Annotated in this window: 22 protein-coding genes; 8 read left to right on the top strand and 14 right to left on the bottom strand. The window is 64.1% G+C overall.

Going from position 1 to position 17638, the window contains the following annotated elements; translation table 11 throughout:
• Positions 1 to 90 precede the first annotated feature (90 nt).
• Positions 91 to 687 carry a superoxide dismutase gene (locus tag IVB47_RS18015; protein ID WP_007615200.1) on the bottom strand — a complete coding sequence of 199 codons (597 nt, stop codon included), beginning with the start codon at positions 685 to 687 and terminating at the stop codon, positions 91 to 93.
• A 237-nt stretch (positions 688 to 924) separates the two neighbouring features.
• Between IVB47_RS18015 and IVB47_RS18010 the strand changes: the two genes are divergently transcribed.
• The 3 genes from IVB47_RS18010 (at position 925) to IVB47_RS18000 (ending at position 3460) form a co-directional block, all read left to right on the top strand.
• Positions 925 to 1452 carry a GNAT family N-acetyltransferase gene (locus tag IVB47_RS18010; RefSeq protein ID WP_247284736.1) on the top strand — a complete coding sequence of 176 codons (528 nt, stop codon included), beginning with the start codon at positions 925 to 927 and terminating at the stop codon, positions 1450 to 1452.
• A gap of 82 nt (positions 1453 to 1534) precedes the next feature.
• A complete protein-coding gene (locus IVB47_RS18005; RefSeq protein WP_247462935.1) occupies positions 1535 to 2920 on the top strand; it encodes an MATE family efflux transporter in 1386 nt (461 codons plus the stop codon).
• Positions 2921 to 3025: 105 nt separating this feature from the next.
• Complete coding sequence (locus IVB47_RS18000) at positions 3026 to 3460, top strand: DUF2147 domain-containing protein (protein WP_247462933.1); 435 nt, start codon at positions 3026 to 3028, stop codon at positions 3458 to 3460.
• Between the two features lie 4 nt (positions 3461 to 3464).
• Here IVB47_RS18000 and IVB47_RS17995 read toward each other — a convergent pair whose 3' ends face one another.
• A complete protein-coding gene (locus tag IVB47_RS17995) occupies positions 3465 to 4604 on the bottom strand; it encodes a DUF3095 domain-containing protein (RefSeq protein ID WP_247462931.1) in 1140 nt (379 codons plus the stop codon).
• A 225-nt stretch (positions 4605 to 4829) separates the two neighbouring features.
• Between IVB47_RS17995 and IVB47_RS17990 the strand changes: the two genes are divergently transcribed.
• A complete protein-coding gene (locus IVB47_RS17990; RefSeq protein ID WP_247462929.1) occupies positions 4830 to 5207 on the top strand; it encodes a ribbon-helix-helix domain-containing protein in 378 nt (125 codons plus the stop codon).
• 4 nt (positions 5208 to 5211) lie between these two features.
• Here IVB47_RS17990 and IVB47_RS17985 read toward each other — a convergent pair whose 3' ends face one another.
• From IVB47_RS17985 to IVB47_RS17965, 5 genes are all read right to left on the bottom strand, one after another.
• The gene (locus tag IVB47_RS17985; RefSeq protein WP_247290104.1) at positions 5212 to 5427 is read right to left on the bottom strand and encodes a hypothetical protein; all 216 of its coding nucleotides are present in this window, start codon (positions 5425 to 5427) and stop codon (positions 5212 to 5214) included.
• Positions 5428 to 5552: 125 nt separating this feature from the next.
• On the bottom strand, positions 5553 to 6275 hold the full coding sequence (locus IVB47_RS17980; protein WP_247462927.1) for an SDR family NAD(P)-dependent oxidoreductase: 723 nt from the start codon (positions 6273 to 6275) through the stop codon (positions 5553 to 5555).
• Positions 6268 to 7650 carry a fatty acid--CoA ligase family protein gene (locus tag IVB47_RS17975; protein ID WP_247462925.1) on the bottom strand — a complete coding sequence of 461 codons (1383 nt, stop codon included), beginning with the start codon at positions 7648 to 7650 and terminating at the stop codon, positions 6268 to 6270. Before IVB47_RS17975 ends, IVB47_RS17980 begins: the two co-directional genes overlap by 8 nt.
• Positions 7637 to 7882, bottom strand: coding sequence for an acyl carrier protein (locus IVB47_RS17970; RefSeq protein WP_007597226.1), 246 nt, complete (start codon positions 7880 to 7882; stop codon positions 7637 to 7639). Before IVB47_RS17970 ends, IVB47_RS17975 begins: the two co-directional genes overlap by 14 nt.
• A gap of 140 nt (positions 7883 to 8022) precedes the next feature.
• Positions 8023 to 9837: a long-chain-acyl-CoA synthetase gene (locus IVB47_RS17965; protein ID WP_247462923.1), complete on the bottom strand. Its 1815-nt coding sequence runs from the start codon at positions 9835 to 9837 to the stop codon at positions 8023 to 8025.
• Positions 9838 to 10098: 261 nt separating this feature from the next.
• Here IVB47_RS17965 and IVB47_RS17960 point away from each other — a divergent pair, with 261 nt between their 5' ends.
• Both IVB47_RS17960 and IVB47_RS17955 read left to right on the top strand, forming a co-directional pair.
• Positions 10099 to 10347: a hypothetical protein gene (locus tag IVB47_RS17960; RefSeq protein WP_247462921.1), complete on the top strand. Its 249-nt coding sequence runs from the start codon at positions 10099 to 10101 to the stop codon at positions 10345 to 10347.
• Positions 10281 to 10805: an SGNH/GDSL hydrolase family protein gene (locus IVB47_RS17955; protein WP_247463209.1), complete on the top strand. Its 525-nt coding sequence runs from the start codon at positions 10281 to 10283 to the stop codon at positions 10803 to 10805. Before IVB47_RS17960 ends, IVB47_RS17955 begins: the two co-directional genes overlap by 67 nt.
• 44 nt (positions 10806 to 10849) lie before the next feature.
• Here IVB47_RS17955 and IVB47_RS17950 read toward each other — a convergent pair whose 3' ends face one another.
• The 6 genes from IVB47_RS17950 to IVB47_RS17925 form a co-directional block, all read right to left on the bottom strand.
• The gene (locus IVB47_RS17950) at positions 10850 to 11119 is read right to left on the bottom strand and encodes a DUF3551 domain-containing protein (RefSeq protein ID WP_247404245.1); all 270 of its coding nucleotides are present in this window, start codon (positions 11117 to 11119) and stop codon (positions 10850 to 10852) included.
• A gap of 33 nt (positions 11120 to 11152) precedes the next feature.
• Positions 11153 to 11434 (bottom strand): DUF3551 domain-containing protein, encoded by a 282-nt coding sequence (locus tag IVB47_RS17945; RefSeq protein WP_247462919.1) that lies wholly within the window; start codon positions 11432 to 11434, stop codon positions 11153 to 11155.
• A gap of 128 nt (positions 11435 to 11562) precedes the next feature.
• Positions 11563 to 13440 carry a molecular chaperone HtpG gene (gene htpG, locus IVB47_RS17940; RefSeq protein ID WP_247462917.1) on the bottom strand — a complete coding sequence of 626 codons (1878 nt, stop codon included), beginning with the start codon at positions 13438 to 13440 and terminating at the stop codon, positions 11563 to 11565.
• Positions 13441 to 13562: 122 nt separating this feature from the next.
• Positions 13563 to 13976 (bottom strand): hypothetical protein, encoded by a 414-nt coding sequence (locus tag IVB47_RS17935; protein WP_027514096.1) that lies wholly within the window; start codon positions 13974 to 13976, stop codon positions 13563 to 13565.
• A gap of 262 nt (positions 13977 to 14238) precedes the next feature.
• Positions 14239 to 14838 (bottom strand): nuclear transport factor 2 family protein, encoded by a 600-nt coding sequence (locus IVB47_RS17930; RefSeq protein WP_247462915.1) that lies wholly within the window; start codon positions 14836 to 14838, stop codon positions 14239 to 14241.
• A gap of 163 nt (positions 14839 to 15001) precedes the next feature.
• Positions 15002 to 15808 carry a response regulator gene (locus IVB47_RS17925; protein WP_027565571.1) on the bottom strand — a complete coding sequence of 269 codons (807 nt, stop codon included), beginning with the start codon at positions 15806 to 15808 and terminating at the stop codon, positions 15002 to 15004.
• A 221-nt stretch (positions 15809 to 16029) separates the two neighbouring features.
• Between IVB47_RS17925 and IVB47_RS17920 the strand changes: the two genes are divergently transcribed.
• Complete coding sequence (locus tag IVB47_RS17920) at positions 16030 to 16260, top strand: NepR family anti-sigma factor (RefSeq protein ID WP_027565572.1); 231 nt, start codon at positions 16030 to 16032, stop codon at positions 16258 to 16260.
• On the top strand, positions 16260 to 16808 hold the full coding sequence (locus tag IVB47_RS17915) for a sigma-70 family RNA polymerase sigma factor (RefSeq protein ID WP_007597240.1): 549 nt from the start codon (positions 16260 to 16262) through the stop codon (positions 16806 to 16808). Before IVB47_RS17920 ends, IVB47_RS17915 begins: the two co-directional genes overlap by 1 nt.
• Before the next feature lie 118 nt (positions 16809 to 16926).
• Here the strand turns inward: IVB47_RS17915 and IVB47_RS17910 are convergent, their stop codons facing one another.
• Positions 16927 to 17625, bottom strand: coding sequence for a nitroreductase (locus tag IVB47_RS17910; protein WP_247462913.1), 699 nt, complete (start codon positions 17623 to 17625; stop codon positions 16927 to 16929).
• Between the last annotated feature and the right edge of the window lie 13 nt (positions 17626 to 17638).

Genomic DNA, 17638 nt, shown 5'->3' with positions numbered 1-17638 from the left:
GCGGCCGCGCCTGCGACCGCCTTTTCGATTCCGTCATTCCGGAGCGGCAAAGCCGACCCCGGAATGCGTGAAGCCCAGGCCTTGTCGAGCTCAGGCCTTGTCGAACAGGGACTCGACGTATTCCCAGTTCACGAGGTTCTCGACAAACGCCTTCAGATAATCGGGACGGCGGTTGCGATAGTCGATGTAGTAGGAGTGCTCCCAGACGTCGCAGCCGAGGATCGGGGTGGCGCCGTGCACCAGCGGATTCTCGCCGTTCGGGGTCTTGGCAATCTCGAGCTTGCCGTTCTTGACCTGGAGCCAGCACCAGCCGGAGCCGAACTGGCCGACGCCGGCCGCCTGGAAGTCCGTCTTGAACTTCTCGAAGCCGCCGAGGTCCTCGTTGATCTTCTTCTCGATCTTGCCCGGCAGCTTGGTGCCGCCGCCATTGGGCTTCATCCAGCTCCAGAAATGGATGTGGTTGTAGTGCTGGCCGGCATTGTTGAAGACCGCGGGATTCTTGCCGAACGAGCCCTTGACGATCTCCTCAAGGGACTTGCCTTCCCATTCGGTGCCCTTGAGCGCGTTGTTGCCGTTGGTGACATAGGCCTGATGATGCTTGTCGTGGTGGAATTCGAGCGTTTCCTTCGACATGAATTGTCCGAGGGCGTCATAGGCGTAGGGGAGTGGGGGCAGCGTAAAGGTCATGGGTGTTGTCCGCGACTGATGGGGGAACGAGACTTAACGGTCACCCCTTATAGAAGGTTCCGTGGCCGTTAAATACCGCGAATTTTTCCAAAAGGCGTGGTGCGGCGGCTTGGCCGGATTGCATAAAATCGTCGCAAGGATGTCGGCGTTTCAACCAGGCGTAAAATATCATTGCCTTTGAGGTGCTTATGGCAGAACGAAACGCACCGGCGGCGCGGAGATGCGAAAGAGAGAGCAATGAGCATCGAGATCGACATTTTGAACGGCGACGCCTCCTGGCGGATGGCGGAGCCGCTGCATCGGGCGGTCTTCGGGCCTGATATCGTCGGGAAGCAGCCTTGGGCTCACGTCAAATGGGCCAATGCTGACCTGCGCGTGCTGATCGAGACGCCCGAGGATGGTCTCGTCTGCCACGTCGGCATCTACTTCCGCACCGTCACCTGGAATGGGCAGAAGGTTCACATCGGCGGCATCGGCGGCGTCTGCACGCGGGAGGACCGGCGCGGCCGCGGCTATGCGACCATGGCGATCGACGCCGCGCTGCACACCATGCGCGCCAACGAGGCGGTCCGCTTCGCGCTGCTGTTCTGCGAGCCGCACAATGTCGGCTTCTACGAGGCCCGCAGCTGGCTCCCCTTCAAGGGCGAGGTCTATTGCGAGCAGCCGGAGGGGCGGATCCGCTTCACTCACATGGCGCCCTATGTCTGCAACATCGTCAGCGCGCCGACACTCGGCACTATCGACCTCTGCGGCCTGCCCTGGTGAGCCCTGCGTGAGGCGCGGCTGGTGCCGGGGGTGCGCGCCATATAATATGTCGATCATCATCTAATATTCCGCGCGGTGACACATGACGATCGACGCCTCCCTGGACGCCGTGCCGCCGCCTGCCCCGGCCGCCTCCCCCATCGCCAGTCTTTTGACGGCACCGATCCTGCCGACGCTGCTGCGGCTTGCGATCCCCAACATGATCGCGATGGTCGGCAGCACGCTGGTTGCGATCGCCGAGACCTCCTATATCGGCCGGCTCGGCACCATCCCGCTCGCAGCGATCGCGCTAGTGTTTCCGTTCGCCATGCTGACGCAGATGATGAGCGCGGGCGCGATGGGCGGCGGCGTCTCGTCTGCGATCAGCCGCGCGCTCGGCGCAGGCGATCGGACCCGTGCGGCGACACTGGCGCTGCATGCCGCCATCATCGGCCTCTGCGGCGGACTTTTCTTCACGGTGACGATGCTCGTCTTCGGGCGCTCGTTCTTCACGCTGCTGGGCGGGCGCGAGCGCGTGCTCGAGGAAGCCAGCGGCTATTCGCAAATGCTGTTCTCCGGCGCGGTCGCGATCTGGCTCGTCAACACGCTGGCATCGGTGATCCGCGGCACTGGCGACATGCGTCTGCCCTCGATGGCGCTGATCGGGACGAGCGTGCTCCAGATCGCGCTCGGCGGCACGCTGGGGCTCGGCCTGTTCGGTGTGCCGCAATTCGGCATGCCCGGTGTCGCCGCCGGTCAGTTGATCGCATTCACCTGTGCTGCGATCTTTCTCCTCTGGTATCTCTGGTCCGGCCGCAGCCGGCTGCCGCTGGATTTCCGTGCCTTCCATTTCGATCGCGCGTTGTTCTTCGACATCCTCAAGGTCGGCGCGGTGGCCTGCCTGTCGCCGCTCCAGACGGTACTCACCATTTTGATCTTCACCAAGATCCTGGCGACCTTCGGCACCGAGATGCTGGCCGGTTATGGCATCGGCTCGCGACTGGAATTCTTGCTGATCCCGATCACCTTCGCCTTCGGCATCGCCTCGGTGCCGATGGTCGGCATGGCGATGGGCGCCGGACAGGTGAAGCGCGCGCGGCGCGTGGCCTGGACCGCGGCCGCGGCCTCGGGAATCACGGTCGGCCTGATCGGTGTCGTCATCGCGCTCGATCCGTCACTGTGGGTTTCGCTCTTCACCAGGGATCCCGGCGTTGCCGCCGCCGCGCACAGCTATTTCCATTGGGCCGGCCCGACCTTCGTGTTCTTCGGCATGGGCGTGTCGCTTTATTTCTCCTCGCAAGGCGCGGCGCGCGTCGGCGGTCCCGTGCTCGCCTCCACCGCGCGGCTTCTGATCGTTGCGATCGGTGGCGGCGGCCTCATGATGGCGCAGGCTCCGGCCTGGACCCTGTTCGCGCTGGTTGGCGGCGCCATGGCGGTGTTCGGGCTATCGACCGCGGCCTCGGTCGCCTTGGTGCGCTGGGGCAAATGAGCACAGGTCAATGCACGCAGGCAAATAAACGCGGGAATGTGATTCCATCCAGCGTTGCACTATCCTGCTAGGCTGCTATGGAGGCGCTCCACTTTGGGGCTCTCCATGACTTCCAGATTCGCTGCTCTCATCGTCCTTCTGGCTGCGCTCCTTGGCGCGACTGCCGCCCATGCGCAGAGCGCCGACGGGACCTGGCTGACCCAGGCCGGCGACGCCCGCGTCAAGATCAGCAAATGCGGCGGCGGCATCTGCGGCAATGTCGTCTGGCTGCGCGAACCCCACGACACCGCGACCGGCCAGCCCGCCACCGACAGCAAGAATCCCAATCCCGCCCTCGCCAGGCGCCCGATGATCGGCTTGCCCTTGTTCAGCGGCATGCAGCCTTCCGGGCCGAACAAATGGTCGGGCCAGATCTACAATGCCGACGACGGCAGCACCTATGCGAGCAGCGTTACCGTGACCTCAGCGGATTCGCTGCGGGTTGAGGGTTGCGTTGGCGCGCTCTGCGGCGGCGAAACGTGGACGCGCGCGGGGCGCTAGCGCTTCACGCCGTCATCGCCTTCAGCGCCGTCGCCGCCGAAGCGTAGCCGCCCCGCGCACCGTCGATAAAATGGACGTGGTCACTGCGCAGCGCGGACGGGGTGAAGCAGGTCATCATCGCTGCGTCCTGCTGGTGCAGGCCGTAACGCACGATGCCGTCGCGCGCGGCAGTCGCGAGGCGATCGCTGAGGGCGCGTTCGAGCTCCGGCGTACAGTCGAGGATCATGCGCAGGCCGTCGTCATATTTGCGGAAGTCGGAGTTCTCCACGACCTGCCGCTTATAAAGCTTCGGCACGAAGCCGCCGACCTTGAGATTGAAGCGCATGATCAGATAGACGAAAAGCGTATAGGCCAGCACGCTGGCGCGGCGTGCGAGCAACGGACCTCCGCGCTTGGTGCGCGCCTCATAGTCCAGCCCCTGCGGCGGCCATGTCAGCGGCGGACCTTGCGGCGGCACGGGCCGACCGGCATCCGGACTGAGCTCGACGAGATGGATGATGTCCTCGATCACCTTGCGGAATGCCGAGGGATCGGCGCCCTGGGTCGGCATCACCAGCACGGACAGGATCAGGCCGCGCGCCGCCGGAATGACCTCGAAGCGGCAGGACAGGCCGGAGAGATCGGGCTGCGCGCCCGCGGGCGCTTCGGTGATCGCAAATTCGCCGCGCTTCATCGCGGCGTCGGCCCAGGCGAGCCCGCCGCCCGAGAACATCGCATAGGACAAATTGGCCGAGGGACCAAAGCGCGCGACGCGCACGTCGAGGCCCTGCGCGCGGATGGCGCTCACCGGCACCAGCGCGACGCGCATCCCCAAATCGAGATCTTCCCGCACCCAGGTCGCGGTCGCAGCCAAAGCCTCGCGGGCCGGCTCGAGATCGCGGGGCGCGACCGCAAAACTCGCGCCGTCGCCGCCGAACACGAAGGGAAATTCGCGTCCCTCCAATGCGTTCGTCACCGCCGCGATCACGGCGGCACCGGCCATGTTCACCGCCTTGTAACGCTGCGCCGCGATGGCCTTGGTCGAATCCACGATGTCGGCAACGCCGACGCTCCAGTCGTCGGGCAGCGGCGAATACAAAGCGGGGTCCATCAGGCTGGTGAAGCCGCGAAAGACCGGAATGCCGCTATAAAAGGCTGATGTCATCGGATGATGCCGGATGGTTGGGACGCGCGTCCAAAAGACATACGTGGCAGGATCGATCCGGGTTCGCCGGGGGGCGCGCCCTTGCAACCATTGGCCGAAATGGACCCGGACAACAAGATGAGGGCGCGCTGCAATGCCACAGAAGGTCATTGATCGGCATCAAACAGCGGGCCGCAAATGGCGTCTAGTCTCGATGATCTGACATGATTGCGCGGGAACATCGACGTGTCCGACTTCAACGAGAAGGACTCCATCGCTCCGGTACGCCGGCGCACCGGGCGTGATCCCATCAGCGCGGTGAAGATGCCGGAAAGCCTGACCGCGGCCGTCGATAATTGGGCCGAAGCCCATCACCTGTCGCGCTCGGATGCTATCCGCACGCTGATCGAACTGGGCCTGAAGGTCGCGCCCCCGGCACTCCCGCCAAGGCACCCGCTCGCCTCGGATGCCACCAGGATCGAAGAGCTCGCAGTGCATGAACTCGAGGGGTTGCTCGATCCTGCCCTCTCTGAGGACGAACGCGAGCGCCGGATCCGCCGTCTGACCGATGGCCCGCCGGAGTTCTCACACGAACGGATTGACCTGCCGAAGCACCGGACCTGAATGTCTAGTGCAGCTTCTCGTCCTGACGCTTGCGCAGCACAGAGGCGGGAACGTCATGGCAGCCGACAAGGCGCACGAATTTCTGCGGATACATTTCGTAACCGTGATCACCGGAATTCTGATGAGACATCGGCTCGCAGTGAACGGGCTGGCCGTGAACGTCGCTTTGCTGTGCGGAAGATAGCTTTGCCGACGCCTTGCCCGGGTTCGAAGCGGTCATGGACTGCTCCCTATCGATTAGGGCAGATCGATTGACGTAACCCAATCGATTGCGCGGCATCTTACGACCAAATCCGGATGATGTCATTGCGCCGGATCAATGCAATTGTGGCGATGGAGTTCCGCCTACGCCGTGTTGCCCGCGTCGACCGTGAACACGCTACCCGTCACATTGCGACCGCCCTCGCCCAGCAGATATTCCACCATGCGCGCGACGTCGTCGGTCTCCGGCAGGCGCCGCAGCGCGCTGCGGCCGGCGATGCGCTTGCGGCTATCGTCGGAGAGATTGTGCGTCAGCTCGGTGTCGATGAAACCGGGCGCGATCGCGTTCACGGTGATGCCGAGCTTGCCGACCTCGCGCGCGAGCGAACGGGTGAAGCCGGTGGCGGCGGCCTTGGTCGCACCGTAAACCGAGAGGCCGTTATAGCCGGTGGTCGCGATGATTGAGGAGATGTTGATGATACGGCCGGCACCGTCGGCCATCATCTGGCGCGCGACATATTTGGTGAGAATGATCGGCGACAGCACGTTGAGCTGCACCAGCGCCTCGATCTCGGAATTGTGCATGGTCGCCAGCAGGCCTCGGCACCGAAGGCCGGCATTGTTGACGAGGCCGTAGATCGGGCCGAATTCATCGCGCACGAGTTTGGCATAGGCCGGGATCACGTCGATCACGGCGAGGTCACAGGCGCGGAAATGCAGGCGCCCTTCCGACCCGGCGATCGCCGCCGTGAGCTCGTCGCTCTCGCGCCGCGCGGCCGCGATCACGTTGTAGCCGGCATCGACAAGCCGCTTGCCGATCGCAAGGCCGATACCGCGGCTACCACCCGTGACGAGAACATTATGCATCGGAGCGCGCCAGTTTGCCGGCCGGGGTGACGTCGAGCGCCTCGACGAAGCGGATCACCGCCGGCACCTTATGGGACGCGAGCTGCGCGCGGCACTGATCCAGGATCTGGGCGCGGATCTCTTTCGCGCGCGCCGGATCGGTGCCGTCGGCGAGGATCACATCGGCAACGACGATACCGCCGGTGATCGGGCTCTTGCGTGACTTCGCCCGCGACATCCGCACGTCGGGATGACGGTTGATCACCGCCTCGATCTCTTCGGGGTGAACCTTCAGCCCACCGATATTGATGATGCCGCCGCGGCGGCCGACGAAATAGTAGCGGTCGCCACGCAATTCGACGATATCGCCGCTGTCGACAAATCCGTCTACATCGGTGAGCGCAGCCGCGTCGCGGCCGATGTAGGCGTGCGCCGTGCGCGTCGAGCGGATGCGTAGCGAGCCGTCGATGACCTTCATTTCGACGCCGTTGCGGTTGCCGAGATAGTCCGCCGGAAAGCCTTCCAGCCCGTCATTGACGGCAAAGCCGACGCCCGCCTCGGTCGATGCATAGGCATGGCCGACGGAGGAATTCGGGAACGCCGCTTTCAGGCCGTCCAGCACCGCCTGGTCGGCGATCTCGCCGGAGAGGCGGACATAGCGCGGCGCAAACTGCGCGGCCGAGCCGCTCATCAACAGCTTGCGCCAATGCGAGGGCGTGCCGGAGATGTGGGAGACGCCGCGCGCGTTCAGCCGCGTGACGTGATCGCCGAGCGCCTCATGCGGATCGGACAGCACCATCGAACCGCCGGAGAGGACGGCGCGGAGGAATATCTGCAGGCCGCCATAGCGGCGGATATCGTAGAAGGTCGCCCATACCGGCGCGGGTCCACGCGCCGGGCCTTCGGCGACGATGGCGCCGGTGAGTGCTTCCAGCGTGTGGCCGACGATTTTCGGCACGCCCGACGTGCCCGAAGTGAGCATCAGCCATTCCGTGGCGCGTTCGGTCCTGGCCGGCGTGGTAGCCTGAGGCGGCAGTTGTGCGGTGACGACGAGCGGCACGCCGGTCTCGGCCCAGCGATCGGGCTCGTCGGTGACGACGGCATCGATCCCGGCATCCGCCATCAGCGCATCGAGATGCGCGGGATTGAGATCGGGCGGGCACAGCAGCATGCGGCGGGCAATACCGTCGAGCTCGATCATGGCAAGGCCCGATCGGAGCTGGTCGGATACTTTCAGCAGCACCGCGCGCCCGGACAGTTCGCCCAGGCGGCCACCCAGGACCGTCTGCGACAGGATATCGGTCAGCGACACGACGTCGTGCGCATCCGACAGCCTGCGGCCCGTCAGCTCCGCGCCGAGATGGTCGCGAAGCGCAAAGATCTCACGCGGGGACATTTTCGTAGGCCCGCACGAAATCGCCCACGGTGGCGGGGAACGCTGCGTCCTCGGAGATGGTGAAGGGGTCGACGCCGGTCTCGTCCTCGAGGCGCGCCACCAGGATGGCGAAGGCGAGCGAGTCGAAGCCCGTCTCGTGCAGGGACAGATCGTCAGAGAGTGCGGGAAGCGCGACGTGCTGCTCTTTGGCGATCTGCTGGATCGCTTCGATGACCTTAGACCGTACCGACATGGCTGGCTCGCTTCTGTTGTCGTTCGTGTTGCGGCGGTTCTTGATGACCGCCTCCCTGGGCCGCTTGTTTACCGGATAGAAGTAAATGGCTTCTTGGACAATTCGGATAAAATTGGACCTATCTTCGAACTTTCGTGCGATTAGAGCCGGATCGTGCCCTCGTTGATTTGCGCATATGTCTCCGCGTCCAGCGCGACATAGGTTCCGGCCTTCGGGTCCAGCATGAACAGCGGATCGGAGACCACGCCCGGATCAAATCCCTCGCGCGCGAGCTCGCCCTTCTTCTGCTTGAACGTCTCGGTCGCATCGAGCTCGCGCGAGATGCGTATGAAGACAGGGAGGGCATAGGCCGGCAAGCGCTGAGCAAGACGGGCAGGCAGCGCCTCGAGGACGAAGCCTTCGTTTACCACGATCGCGCTCATGCCGGCGCGGCCGTCGGTGCCGAGGATGCTGACGCCGTAGGTGGTGGCGTCGACCACGCCGGTGAAATCGCGCACGGCGTCGTTGACCTCCGAAGTCGCGACGTTCTCGCCCTTCCAGCGAAAGGTGTCGCCGAGGCGGTCGACGAAGTGGAAGAAGCCCTTCTCGTCGAGCCGCATCAGATCGCCGGTGCGGAACCAGGAATCGCCCTTGGCAAAGACATCGCGCAGGATCTTCTTCTCGGTCTCGCTCGCCTCGGTGTAGCCCTCGAAGCGGCCGCCGCCCTCATCCGCCGTGCCGATGCGGCCTATGGCTTCGCCGGGCTCGCCGCGCGCGCAGGCGATGCAAAATCCCTCTGCATCGCGCAGCGGCGCACTATTATCGGGGTCGAGCTTGACGAGACCGGCAGGGAAACGATGCGCGAGCAACGGTGGAACGCGGCCGATCGCGCCGGGCTGGCCCTCGACGTTGAACAGCGAGAAATTGCCTTCCGTCGCCGCGTAGAATTCGAGGATACGCGGAATGGCGAAACGCGCCTGGAAATCGTCCCAGATGTCACCGCGCAGGCCGTTGCCGCAGACGAGCCGCAGGCGATGCCGGTTCTCGTATTCCGACGGCGGCGCCTTGAGCAGGTAGCGGCAGAGCTCGCCGATATACTGAAACAGCGTACAGTCGTGGCGCACGATGTCGGGCCAGAAATTCGAGGCTGAGAATTTTTCCGCGATCACCACCGAACCGCCGGCGGCGAGCATGCTGCATGGCGCGACGATGCCGCCGACCGAGTGGAACAGCGGAAGGCAATCGTAGAGCCGATCCTGCGGCGTCGCGCCGGTGAGGCCGGCGAACCAAAAGCCCCAGTTGAGGATGCGGCGGTGGCTGATGCTGGCGGCTTTCGGCAGACCGGTCGTGCCGGAGGTGTAGATCAGCAGGGCCCGGTCGTCGATGGTGACGTCGCCTCGCTCGTCCGGCGAAAGCGGCCCGTCATCGAGGACGGCAAGCGCGACATCGATCGCACCCTCGCTGCGGGCATCGCCATGGGTCCAGACCTTTGCTTGTGTCTTCAGGTGCGTCGACGCGCCGTCCAGCGCGTCCTTGAGCTCGTGCGCGACGATGATCTGGGCGGGCCTTGCGACACCGATGCAATGCGCGAGCGACCGGCCGACGAGCTTGGTATTGATCAACGCGACCACGCCGCCGACCCGGCTGATGCCGAGCCAGGCCGCGACATAGTCGATGCCGTTCGGCATGATCAGCGCGACAGTGTCGCCCTTGGCCACACCGGCCGAGCGTGCCCACCGCGCATAGCGATTGATGCGTTTCGAAAGCCCCTCATAGTCGAGGCTCGCGTCATCGGTGGCCAGCGCAATGCGATCGGGCTGGCGCTGCGCCCAATCATCGACGACGTCGGCGAACAGCCTGCCCGGCAACGTCTCGATCCGTGCGGTGAGCTCGATCGCCTTCAGCCAGATTTTCGAAGCCGAAGGTGCGCGCGCGGCTTTCGGTTGCTCGATGACGCCGGTTGTCATGCCGTTCATTCTTTCGGAACGTGTCTGCTGGTGCCCGGCAGCTTAGCTCGCACGCCCTGCCCAGGTGTTAAGAGACAGGGTAAAACCGGGTTAGTGCGCGATTAACTCTAGTCATCCTTTACCAAACCGGATGCGATCGACGTGCGCGCGGCCTGGCAATTCTTACGACAGCAGAGCCGGGGCGCGCTGCGCGGAAGGCTATGCGGCTCCGGGCAAACGGGTTAGGCTTTTTGACCCTGCATTGTCCGGATTGCGAAAGGGAGACGACCTGTGGCTCTCGACTCGTCTGAGTTTCCTGTCCAGGTCGCGCCGTTCAAGCAGCCGCTGACCCATTTTGCCAGTCGCCTGAAGGACAGGCAGGTCAAGGTGGTCGCGATCGGCTCGTCGAGCACGGCGGGCGAAGGAGGCATCGCTCCCTATCCGCAGCGGCTGCTGGCCGACCTTCGGATACGATTTCCAAATGCCATGATCGAAGTGGTCAACCGGGGCGTTGGCGGCGAAGAGCCCCATTGGAGCTGAAGCGGTTCGACCATGACGTCTTCGATCTCAACCCCGATCTCGTCATCTGGCAGGTCGGAACCAATTCAGTGTGGCAATCCACCGATCCGCCCTCGTTCAAGGACACGACGCACGCCATCCGTGAGGGCATTGACCGGCTGCTCGGCGCTAAGCGGATCGACGTGATCCTGATGGACCTGCAATATGTGCCGGCGCTGCTGACACCGGCCAAGGCCGACAAGGCGGACGCGATGGTCGCAGCGATCAGCGAGATCGCACATGCAAAAGGGGTCAACGTCTTTCGTCGCTTCGCGCTGATGAAGGGCTGGCACGATGTTGCAAGAATTTCGTTCGACCGCATGGTCGACCCGGGCGACGATAGCAGGCTGCACGTAAGCGACTGGACCACGGACAAGATGACCTGGCAGTTGACCGACGCGATCGTCACCGCGGCCAACAAGGCGCCTCACGGCAGCTAGTCCTGCATGCTCCGTCGGATTGATGGCCGAACGGGCGGTGAGCGCTAGCCGCCTCGCTTATGTCGCAAGCGCGGCGGCGGTGCATTGAACGGATAATACGGATTGAGATCGCAGCTGGCGGAGCGGCCTGAAGCGGTAGCTTGGCACTGCGGCACTGAGGTGAAGGAGCAATCGTACCACTCCCCGCCACCGCCGTTCGCACCGGAATAGACGTGCATGCAGACGGGATAGCGCGGATCGAAGGTCTGCGCATGCGACGGCGCGGCCGTGAGCAGGGCACCGACGGTCATGATCAGGCCGAATAAGCGACGCATAAGAATTCCCCCTGAAAGCCGCATTGCGGATCGCTAGTGCACGTTCTTGTGGCGCCGGCGCGGCGGCTGCGGGGGTTGGTCGAACGCATAGTAGGGATTGACGTCGCAGCTTGCAGAGCGGCCCGAGGCCGTGGCGCGGCACTGCGGCAGCGAGGTGAAGGAGCAATCGAAATAATCGCCGCCGCCCCCGCCGAAGCCGCCGGGCGTATAGACGTGCATGCACACCGGATAACGCGGATCATAGGTCTGGGCGTTGGCATCTGCCGCCACGAACAGCATGACAATTGCGGTGAGGGTCAGGATCGGCAAACGCATGGAGAAATCCTCGAATCTGTCATGTCGGCGGCCCGGATGCCGGCCACCTCGTATGGCATAACACCACAGCAGAGGCGACCGTTCCTGCGCGTAAATGACGGCAAGGTGAGTGCGGTGCACTGCGCCCGCTACCCGCCGAGCCCTTGCAACACCAGCCGGTTCAATCTTGCCGCAAACGCCGCAGGGTCTTCCGGCAGTTCGCCGTCCAGGATCTGCGCCTGTTCGAGCAGGAGCAGGCTGAGATCGTCGACCGCCTTCGAGCCGGCCTGAGCCTTCGTGATCGCCGTGACCAGCGGATGGCGCAGATTGATCTCGAGGATCGGCTTGGTGCGCAGGCCACGGTTCTGCTGGGACAGGATGCGCTCGAGCTCGCGGCTCGGGCCCTGGCTGTCGGCAACGAGGCAGGAAGCGGAGCTGGTAAGGCGCGTCGAGGCCTTAACGTCGCTGACGCGCCCGCCGAGCGCGGCCTTGATCACCGCAATGGTGGCGGCCTCGTCGGCGGCCGGCTCGTCCTTTGTCGTCTCGTCCGCCTCGTCGACGCGTGGGATCAGGTCGAGGTTGAGATCGCCCTGGCTCAGCGACTTCAGCGGCTTGCCGTCGAATTCCGATGGCATCGACGTCCAGAAGGCGTCGACGGGATCGGACAGCAGCAGCACTTCGATGCCGCGCGCAGTCGCCGCCTCGAGCCGGGGGTTCGACTTCAGCCGATCGATGCTGTCGCCGACCAGATAATAGATCTCGGTCTGGTTCGGCTTGAAATCGGCGATGACGTCCTTGAGCGAACGCTTCTCGCCCGAGGTCGTGGTGAAACGCGACAGCGCGAGCAGCTTTTCGCGGCGTTCGAAATCTTCGTAGATGCCTTCCTTCAGCACCGCGCCGAAGGCCTCCCAGATCTTGGCGAAGTTCTCCGGATCCTTCTCCGCAAGGCTTTCGAGCTCGGACAATACGCGGGTCGCCACGGCCTTGCGGATCTGTGCGAGCTGCGGATTGTTCTGAAGCATCTCGCGCGAGATGTTGAGCGGGAGATCCTCGCTGTCGACGACGCCGCGGATGAAGCGGAGGTAGCCCGGCAGAAGATCGGCATCGTCGGTGATGAAGACGCGGCGGACATAGAGCTTGACGCGTCCCTTGCGGTTCGGCTCGAACAGATCGAACGGCTTGGTCGAGGGCGCGAACAGCAGCACGGCGTAGGAGTAACGCCCCTCCGCGCGATAATGCAGCGTCATCGCGGGATCGTCGAAGGCGGAGGCGATCTGCTGATAGGCCTTCTTGTAGTCTTCCGGCGTGAGCTCGGATTTCGAGCGCTGCCACAGCGCGCTTGCAGAATTGATCTGGCGCGGTTCGCCCTCTTCAGGCACGAGCTCGATCGGGAAGAGGATGTTGTCGGAATACGCGCCGACGATACGTTCGATCTCGTAGGCTTCGAGATATTTCTTCGCATCATCCTTGAGGTGCAGGACGATCTCGGTGCCGCGCTGCACGCGGCCCGCGTCCTCCTCGCTGGCACGCGCGATCTCGAAGCCCGACCCGCCTGTGGACGTCCAGGTCCAGACGTCGCTCTCGCCGGCGCGGCGGCTGACCACGACGATCTTGTCGGCGACCATGAAGGCGGAATAGAAGCCGACGCCGAACTGGCCAATCAGGCCGAGACCATCCTTGGCCTCCTTGAGCTTCGACACAAAGGCCTTGGTGCCCGAGCGGGCGATTGTGCCGAGGTGGTCGATCAGCTCCTGCCGCTCCATGCCGATGCCATTGTCAGCGATCGCAAGCGTTCCGGCCGTCTTGTTCGGAATGATCCGGATCTTGGGCGCGTCGCCCTCGCCCAGCAGCGCCGGACTCGCGATCGCCTCATAGCGCAGCTTGTCGCAGGCGTCCGATGCGTTGGAGACGAGCTCGCGCAGGAAGATATCCGTCTCGGAATAGACGGAGTGCACCATCAGGTGCAGAAGCTCGGAAACCTCGGCCTGGAAGGGCTGCGTATGCACAGCCGTGTCTGACGTCGTCATGCGTTTACCCGGTCAATCGAAAGGGAAAGAAACCCGGGATATAACGCGAGGGGGCAGGGGATCAAGTGACGTCAGCAACCGCCCCCCGGGGCGGAGGCCGACGTGTCCGTGGCAAATGCCGATCAGGTCACACAGCGACCGGGTTGGAGCAGCTTTGCGACCTCGGTCAGGGAGCTGACCATCGGCTCGCAGGCGATGGTCGGCTTTTTGCGGCTCTGCTTCTGGTCCGGGAGCAACACCGGCGGCTTGGCGTTACCGGTCTCGATCACCGCGGGGACCCGCAGCAGCACCGACGTGTCGGCGAGATCGTTCAGCCGCATCGACACGGTACGGGTTGGAACCTCCGCTTGCTTGATATCGGCCAACCGGTCGGCTTTGCTGGAGCGATTCACGTTGTGGCCCGGCTTGTCAGCGACCGCCTGCCAGCGGTCGGCCAGATCATGGCCGGAGGCCAGCTGCACGGCGCCCACCTGAACGGCGCCGAGCGTCGCGGCGAGCGCGACGGCGCCTAAAAATACCTTTTGGATCTGTGACATGGCTGTCGGTCCCTCGCCCCATGGCGATCGCGGGAACAACGCGAGGAGAGGACCGGGAGTTCTCAGTCGTTAAGATCACTTAACCGTGTGCGAAAAAGGCGCGCCCTCGCGAAAAATTCCCACGAAAAATTTCGCAACCGCCTGGAACGACTTTCACGGACGGGAGTCGTCTCAACAGCCGGCTATTCCCCCCTGCCCCATAAGCCGGCGACGTAGGGCGCGACTGTGGTGATGCCAGTCGCGCCTTACTTTTGTCTGGCGTTCAGTTCGCCTTTCCCGCGAGCCACTCCCGCCCCTCCCCATAGAGCTTCTCGACCTCGGGCCCGGTCAAGCCCGGCATGTCGCGCTTGACCTTGTAGCCGATCAGCTCCTGCATGTAGGCGAGGTGGCGGTAGCCTTCCGGGAGCGCGGCAAGGGCTTTCTGGTCGAGCTGAAGTGTCGCGGCGGGATCGACCGGGTCGATCCGGTCCTTCTCGTAGATCGGCTGGCGGCGGACGATGCCCCATTTTCCCTGCCGCTTCTCCAGGAAATCGTAGAAGCGCCCGGTGCAGACGACGTCGCAGGGCACGTCGTGCACCGGCGCGCGCTGCGAGATCGTCATCTTGGTCTGCGCGATGGCGCGCGCCCCCTCGAGATCGATACTGCAGCCGCCGAGGAAATGCAGGATGCGCACACCCTTGGCGAACCCCTCCTGGCTGACCCGCATGAAATCCCGCGCCGGCCCCTGAAACCAAGTGGCGGACATCCAGCCTTCCTCGTGCCAGACGGTGGCAAAGCGCTCCCAGTCGCCGGCATCGCGCCACACCGCCCAGTTCTCGACGAGGTCGCGAATGGCGAGGCGGTCGAGGAGTTGCTGGTCCATGAACACGTCTCCGATGGCACCGCGGCTGCAACGCGGCCGCTGCAGCAGGTATGAGCGGCGAATTCGATGGCCGTCAAGCGTGGCAACCTGGTCAATAAAAATCCGGCGCACCTTGCGGCACGCCGGATCAGATTTCGTCAAATGCCGGGCGCTGGCGCCTTCCTTACGCCGCCGGCACCTTCGGCGCGCGGTTGCGGGAGTTGCGCTGGAAGAACAGAGCCTGGCTCGCCACCGCCGACACCATCGCCGGCTGGAACGGTTTTGAGATCAGGAACGCCGGCTCGGGGCGCTCTCCGGTAAGGAAGCGTTCCGGATACGCGGTGATGAACACCACCGGCACCTCGAAGGTGCGGAGCAGCTCGTTGACGGCGTCGAGGCCCGACGAGCCGTCGGCGAGCTGGATGTCGGCCAGGATCAAGCCGGGCCGCCTGTTCTTTGCCAAGGCGACCGCATCGGCGTGGGTACGGGCGACGCCGACGACATTGTGGCCGAGATTCTTCACCAGGCTTTCGAGGTCCATGGCGATGAAGGTCTCATCCTCGATGATCAGCACGTCGGTGGCGATCTCGGCGGCCATCTCACGGCCTGCGGCATCCGCGAGCCGGCGCGTCTCGCCGACGTCGGTGCCAAGAATGTAGCCGACCTCTTCCTCCGAAAATCCCTCGAGCGAGAGCAGCAGGAAGGCTTGCCGCGGCAACGGCGTGATGTTCGAGAGCCGCCGCTCCGGCGGCATCGGCAGGTTCGTCACCTCGGAATCGTCGTTGACGGAAACGGAATTCCAGATCTGGGTGAACAGCCGGAACAGGCCGGCGCGCGGCCCGTGGCTCTCGTCGAGCACCGACGGATCTCCCAGCATGGCTTCCAACATGGCTGCGACATAGGCGTCACCGGAGGACTGGCTGCCCGTCAGGGCGCGTGCGTACCGGCGCAACAACGGCAAGTGTTCAGCAACAAGCTGTGAACGGGACATCCCCACTCCATATCATCATCGGGCCGACCTTGACGTGCAGGCGTTAGGCGGGGGGCCCGGGTTCCCCTGCTGGGCTGATTACGCCTCAGCCTGAGAAAAGTTCCGCATGGGGGCGGAACTTTTTCTCGCAGCTCGCATTGAGCCTATCCAGGGAACGGCTCCCGGTTGAGAGAACTTCTCGATTTTACAGTCACTTAACTCGGGGAAACGTGGAACAGGTCATGAAAGATCTCAAGTCTCAAGCCAGCAAAAGCACGACCCCCGGCAAGGGAGGGCTCACTCCGGAGATACAGTCGCGGATCGGGCACCAGCTGCGCGCCATGTACGACGACGTGGTGCGGCAGGGGGTTCCGGACCGGTTCGCGGAACTGATCAAGAAACTTGATGCGCCGGGAGCGGCACCCCAAGTGGAAAATGGTGGCGGCTCTAACGACAACAATGGGAGGGATTGATGCCTCTCACGGACTCCCTGCGTAACGACATCCTGGCGGCCGTGCCCAGTCTGCGCGCGTTCGCCATCTCGCTCAGCGGCAATGCCGATCGCGCCGACGATCTGGTCCAGGAGACGCTGTTGCGCGCGCTCGCCAACATCGATTCGTTCCAGCCCGGCTCCAATCTGCCGGCGTGGCTGTTCACGATCCTGCGCAACCTGTTCCGCTCCGACTATCGCAAGCGGCGGCGGGAAGTCGAGGATGCCGAAGGCAACTATGCCAAGACGCTGAAGACGCAGCCCTCGCAGAACGCCCATCTCGAGTTCGAGGAATTCCGCACGGCGCTCGACAAGCTTCCGCAGGACCAGCGTGAAGCGCTGATCCTCGTCGGCGCCTCCGGCTTCTCCTACGAGGATGCGGCTTCGATCTGCGGCTGCGCAGTCGGCACGATCAAGAGCCGCGTCAACCGTGCGCGCTCCAAGCTCGCGGCGCTGCTCTATGTCGACGGCGCCGAGGATTTCGGGCCCGACGAGACCATTCGCGCCGTCATCGGCGGCAGCGGCGGCTGACCGCCGGCGTCAATCGGACCGAGACCGCGATGAAGGCGGCCGCTTCCGCGGCCGTCTTCGCATGTCTGAAGTGATCATGTCTGAAGCGTGAAACTTGATGCGCGCCTGCGTCGCTCGATCACTCGTCCACGAAGGTCACGGTCTCGGCCACGCTCGCACGCGACGTGCGGTAGCTGTTGACCTTGTGGGCGCTGTCGGCATAGCCGAACGAGATACCGCAAACGATGCGGCGATCATCAGGCAGATTGAAATGGCGGCGGATCAGGCCGGAGTGACGCGCGAGCGCCGCCTGTGGAATCGTGCCGAGCCCGAGCGCCTGCGCGGCCAGCATGAAGTTCGAGACATAGGCGCCGCAATCGATCGCACCGTAGATGCCGAGCGGCTCGTCGGTGTGGATGATGGCCACATGCGGCGCGCCGAAGAAATTGTAGTTCTCCAGCGCCTGCTTGGCATAGGCCATCTTGTCTCCGCGCGCGATGCCGAGCGTGTTGTAGAGCTGAAAACCGCTCTCGCGACGGCGATCGAGATAGGCGCCGAGATATTCGCGCGGCGGCGGGAAATCATAGTCGTCCCCGAGACCGCCCGAAGCCTCCTTGTAGATCAGCTTGCGGAAACGCTCCTTGGCCTCGCCGCTGGCGATGACGACCTGCCAGGGCTGGCTGTTGCACCAGGACGCCGTGCGCTGCGCGATCGTCAGCAAATGTTCGATCGTCGCGCGATCGACCTCCTTGGCCAGGAAGGCCCGCACCGAGTAGCGCTCATTGAGTAGCTCTTCGAGTACGCCGATGCGGTCGTTTTGCTTTACTTGTGCGTCCATGGATCAACTCGCG

It is taken from the genome of Bradyrhizobium sp. 62, assembly GCF_023073035.1.
GTDB lineage: Bacteria > Pseudomonadota > Alphaproteobacteria > Rhizobiales > Xanthobacteraceae > Bradyrhizobium.
Note: the sequence above shows the minus strand (reverse complement) of the source record. Positions and strands in the feature narration are given on the sequence as shown.